The sequence below is a fragment of the Psychrosphaera sp. genome, assembly GCF_982872775.1.
Genome location: NZ_CEYNSH010000017.1, coordinates 15,455 through 20,949 on the forward strand (window position 1 = coordinate 15,455; position 5,495 = coordinate 20,949).

A 5,495-nucleotide genomic window follows, 5' to 3' on the forward strand; every position below is an offset into this window, starting at 1 on the left:
TTCGAGACTTATTTTAAAAACAAATCAAAAATTGGGTTGTCGGTTTCATCAAACCAAACAAATCCAATTTCGTTAAAATGCTGATGCAGTGCATCAATGTCGCCATTATGCTTCTCATCATCACAGGCAAAGCCGCATAACACTTGCCCTATCGCCGCGCCATGATTGCGATAGTGAAACAAGGTAATGTTCCAGCCATTGCCTAAGGTCTTCAAAAATTTACTCAGGGCGCCGACGTGCTCTGGAAACTCAAAGCGATAAAGACGTTCATTGAACTTTTCACTTAACTTGCCACCAATGACATGCCGACCGTGTACCTTAGCCAACTCATTATTTGATAAATCTGTGTACTCAAACCCGTTCTCATGTAACCGTTCAAATACAGCTATGCGTTCTTGTTGGGCGTTTCTGAGTTTTATGCCAACAAAAATCTCTGCATGAGACACATCACTTTGAAATCGATAATTAAATTCTGTAATAGCCACCGGGCCTAACGACTGACAAAAATTAAAAAAGCTACCTTTTTGCTCTGGAATTTTAACCGCCAATAGCGCTTCTTTTTGCTCACCCAATTCCGTGCGCTCCGAGACGTATCGCAACGAATTAAAGTTAAGGTTTGCTCCCGAACAGACTGCCGTCACTTTTAATTTGGACGTGTCTTGGTTTTCGGCCTGATTGGATAGCCACTTTTTCAGTCCAGCTAATGCCAATGCGCCTGACGGCTCAACGCATACTCGAACATCATCAAAGACGTCTTTTATCGCGCTACAAATTTCATCCGAGTTAACAGTAATGCACTCATCTACATAATTTGATGCGACCGCATAGCTGGTGCTACCGACTTTTTTCACCGCCGTGCCATCGGCAAAACCACCGACATAAGGTAATTCAATTGGAGAACCGTGTTCCCAAGCGGCCTTAAAAGACGCCGCGTTCTCGTCCTCAACAGCAATCACTTTAATATGTGGCGCAAGCTGTTTGATGTAAAACGCCATTCCAGCAAGCAAACCACCGCCACCAACCGGAATAAATACACAATCAAGTTGTGAGGCTTGTTCAAGTAGTTCTTTGGCAACCGTGCCCTGTCCGGTTATGACATCGATATCATCAAATGGCGGAACAAATACCGTAGGGCACTTAGCTTTGTTCACTAATTCTCGGGCATAGGCGTTTGCTTCATCAAAGTTCTCACCGTACAAAATCGCTTCACCACCAAAGTGCGCCACGGCATCCACTTTGATACTGGGTGTGGTGATAGGCATCACGATTTTGGCGTTCATGCCCTGCGTACTTGCAGAAAGTGCAACACCTTGAGCGTGATTGCCCGCTGATGCGGTAATAATTTCTGTGTCGGTTCCAAGCTGGCGAGCCACTTTTTTTATCTTGTTGTGGGCGCCTCTAATTTTAAAAGAAAACACCTTTTGAAGATCTTCTCTTTTGAGTAAGACCTCACAACCCAATCGCGAGGACAGCTTCGACATTTTAGTCAGCGGTGTATGCTCAACAATGTCGTAAATAGGCGCAACGAGAATATCTTTAAACAGAGAATTGGGATCAAAACTACTCGCATCCATTATTCGATTTTCCGTCCTGCGTTAGGTTAATAATTGTTTGTCTCTGACTGCACCTTGGTCTGCACTTGTTGCAAAAGCGGCATAAGCCTTTAATGCAAAACTAACAGGGCGCTGTCGGTCAACAGGTTGCCACTTTGTCTTATTATTACGACGTTCGAGTAACTCAGTTTCCGCTACTTTAAGTTCGATGCTTCGGTTAGGAATATCAATGGCAATGACATCACCGTTTTCCACCAGCCCTATCGCTCCTTTATTTGCAGCCTCTGGAGAGACATGACCAATAGACAATCCCGATGTTCCACCTGAGAAACGGCCATCTGTGATCAGTGCACATTTAGTCCCGAGTCCCATGGACTTTAAATAACTCGTCGGGTACAACATTTCTTGCATACCCGGTCCGCCTTTTGGCCCTTCATAACGAATAACCACCACATCACCAGCTTTGACGACACCGTTTAAGATTCCGTCAACTGCGTCATCCTGACTTTCAAATACTCGAGCTTTGCCAACAAAAGTTAAATTTTCTTCGGCTACACCTGCGGTTTTTACGATACAGCCTTTAGGTGCCAAATTACCTTGTAACATGGCCAGCCCACCGTCTTGGCTATAAGCATTTTGTTGGCTTCGAACACAGCCTTTAGCTCGATCATCATCTAACGTTGGCCAATAGCAGTTTTGACTGAATGCTTTGGTCGTTGCTATTCCAGCCGGGCCTGCTCGATAAAACTCTTTGGTCGACTCTTCTGTACTTTGTTTGATGTCCCATTTGGCTAGTACATCTTTAAGTGTTCCGCAGATATGGTTAACACTGTCATCAATCAAATTGGCTCGTTGCAACTCACCCAGAATCGCCATGACGCCACCGGCTCGATGCACATCTTCCATGTGATAGTCTTTGCCCGCTGGCGCAACTCGGCACAAATAAGGAACCTGGCGAGACAAGGCATCAATATCTTCCATGCTAAAGTCGACTTCTCCCTCATGTGCGGCGGCTAACAAATGCAAAACCGTATTACTCGAGCCACCCATTGCTATATCTAAGCACATTGCATTACTAAAGGCTTGGCGGTTGGCTATATTTCTCGGTAATACTGAATAGTCATCCTCTTTATAATGACGTTCACACAACTCAACGATTTTGCGACCCGCTTCTTCAAAGAGGTTTTTGCGAAGTTGATGTGTCGCTAACATCGAGCCATTACCTGGCAAACCTAACCCCAACGCTTCAACCAAACAGTTCATTGAGTTGGCGGTAAACATACCCGAACAAGAGCCGCAAGTTGGACAAGCAGAACGTTCGATTTGCTTGACCGTTTCATCATCCACACTCGGATCAGCAGCCTGTACCATGGCGTCAACCAAGTCTAATTTAATGAGTTGCTCCGAAAGCTTTGTCTTACCGGCTTCCATTGGTCCACCCGAAACAAACACCACTGGAATATTGAGTCTCAATGCCGCCATTAACATACCTGGAGTGATCTTGTCGCAATTTGAAATACACACCATGGCATCGACACAGTGGGCGTTCACCATGTACTCAACCGAGTCAGCAATAAGCTCTCTTGATGGTAAACTATACAACATTCCACCGTGGCCCATAGCGATTCCATCGTCGACTGCAATCGTATTAAATTCTTTGGCAATGGCGCCGGCTTCTTCAATTTGCTCAGCGACAAGTTGCCCGACAGGCTGCAAATGCACATGACCTGGAACAAACTGAGTAAATGAGTTCACCACCGCAATAATAGGTTTACCAAAGTCTTGTTCTTTCACTCCGGTTGCACGCCACAACGCTCTGGCACCTGCCATATTTCTACCGTGTGTACTGGTGGCCGATCTCAATTTAGGCATAACGTCTTCTCACCTTTAACTTCTTACATCTAGTCTTAACTTTCTGACAACTAGCCTTTTTCATCTAGCTAATGGCTTTCATGTTGGTCATATAGCGACGTAACGTCTGGCCAACTTGTTCAACAGGGTGTTGGCGAATCGCTTGATTGACAGCTACTAGCGTTTGATTATCAATATCAGCCGTTTCGTTTTCTAAGCCATGGCCAATATCTTTGGTGCTCAAAGTCGGCATTAATTTTTCTCGCAGTAGTGGAATTGCCGCATGACAAAATAGGTAATTGCCATATTCAGCAGTATCAGAAATCGTCACGTTCATTTCGTAAAGACGCTTGCGAGCGATGGTATTAGCGATAAGCGGCGTCTCATGTAACGACTCGTAGTAGGCAGACTCTGGCAAAATTCCTGAGGCCACCATGACATCAAACGCTAACTCCACACCAGCTTTGATCATGGCCACGACGAAAATACCGTGGTCAAAATACTCTTGTTCAGGCAGCGCGTCGTGTTGACTACTCGCACGTTCAAAGCCTGACTGCAGGGTTTCTTCTCGCCATGTCAGTAGGTTTTCATCATTGTTGGCCCAGTCTGCCATCATGGTTTTAGAAAATTCACCCGTGATGATGTCATCCATATGTTTTTCAAAAATTGGCGTGAGTAAGTCTTTGATTTGATCCGATAGCTCGACCGCGCGTAGTTTGGCCGGATTAGACAGGCGGTCCAACATGTGAGTCACGCCGCCTTGTTTCAGCGCTTCGGTGACCGTTTCTAACCCTTGTTGCAATAATTCGGCAGCGTAGGCATGATCAATGCCATTCTCGGCCATTTTTTCAAAACCCAAAATCGCCGCTGTCTGTAACATTCCGCACAAAATGGTTTGTTCACCCATCAAATCTGACTTAACTTCCGCCACAAAAGAGGACTCAAGAACACCTGCACGGTCACCGCCTGTAGCCGATGCCAATGCTTTTGCTTGCTCAAGACCATGGCCTTGAGGGTCATTTTCTGGGTGAACCGCGATTAAGGTTGGAACACCAAAACCACGTAAATATTCGTTGCGTACTTCTGAACCAGGACATTTGGGCGCACACATGATGACGGTGAGATCTGAGCGTATTTGTTTGCCTTCTTCAACGATATTAAAACCGTGGGAATACGCCAGTGTCGCGCCCTCTTTCATCAACGGCATCACTGCATCGACGGCGTTACTGTGCTGTTTATCCGGCGTTAAGTTGTAAACCAAATCGGCAGAGGGCACGAGTTGTTCAATCGTACCGACGTGAAAACCGTTACCAGCTGCGTTTTTGTAGGACTGGCGTTGCTCTTTAATTGCTTCTTCACGCAGGGCATAACTCACATCTAAGCCAGAGTCTCGCAAGTTCAGCCCTTGGTTTAGGCCTTGAGCGCCACAGCCTAAGATAACAATACTTCGACCAGACAAGGCTTCACAACCTTTGGCAAACTCTTCTCGGTCCATAAAACGGCATTTGCCTAATTGCGCCAACTTGTCTTTAAAACTCAACTGATTGAAATAATTACTCACGCGAACTCTCTGTAGATAGGTTTGAACGATAAATTGACTATAGGGGCTCGCCTTTATTACGTAAATTGATATAGTTGAAACAAGTTATTTCAAAATATGAAATACACTTTTAGGATAAAACAAGACGAAAATCTGGAGCCACCACTCAAACGCCTTATGGCTGGGGTCATAAACACAATGGACATCAAATCAATTCGCGTATTTGTCGATTTGGCAAAGCAACTGCACTTTTCCAAAACAGCCGAAAAGCACTTCATGAGTGCGCCGACTTTGAGCCGAGTCATTCAACGTCTAGAGCAGGAAATCGGGGCACCACTGTTTCAGCGTGATAACCGCAAAGTGACGTTAACGCCGGAAGGAAGGTTATTTTTGGATTATGCTCATGATGTGTTGCAAAGCTGGCAGGAGTTGCAGCAAAAGCTAAACCCAGATGCTGAAGGCCTAACTGGGGAAATTCGGATTTTTTGCTCAGTAACAGCTTCGTATAACTTCTTACCTCAGGTCATTGATACGTTTCGAAAAAAACACCC

General features: G+C 45.4%; 4 protein-coding genes. 1 reads left to right on the forward strand and 3 read right to left on the reverse strand.

All coding sequences use genetic code 11. From position 1 onward, the window contains the following. Positions 1-8 precede the first annotated feature (8 nt). From ilvA to ilvC, 3 genes are all read right to left on the reverse strand, one after another. Entirely contained in the window at positions 9-1,574 is a 1,566-nt protein-coding gene (ilvA, locus tag AC4E96_RS06810) for a threonine ammonia-lyase, biosynthetic (RefSeq protein WP_490255303.1), read from the reverse strand. A gap of 21 nt (positions 1,575-1,595) precedes the next feature. Continuing rightward, entirely contained in the window at positions 1,596-3,425 is a 1,830-nt protein-coding gene (ilvD, locus tag AC4E96_RS06815) for a dihydroxy-acid dehydratase (protein ID WP_490255304.1), read from the reverse strand. A gap of 64 nt (positions 3,426-3,489) precedes the next feature. Next, positions 3,490-4,965 (reverse strand): ketol-acid reductoisomerase, encoded by a 1,476-nt coding sequence (gene ilvC, locus AC4E96_RS06820; protein WP_490255305.1) that lies wholly within the window; start codon positions 4,963-4,965, stop codon positions 3,490-3,492. Between the two features lie 177 nt (positions 4,966-5,142). Between ilvC and AC4E96_RS06825 the strand changes: the two genes are divergently transcribed. Next, positions 5,143-5,495, forward strand: a 353-nt coding sequence (locus AC4E96_RS06825; protein WP_490255306.1) for a LysR family transcriptional regulator, incomplete at its 3' end; no start/stop codon positions are given.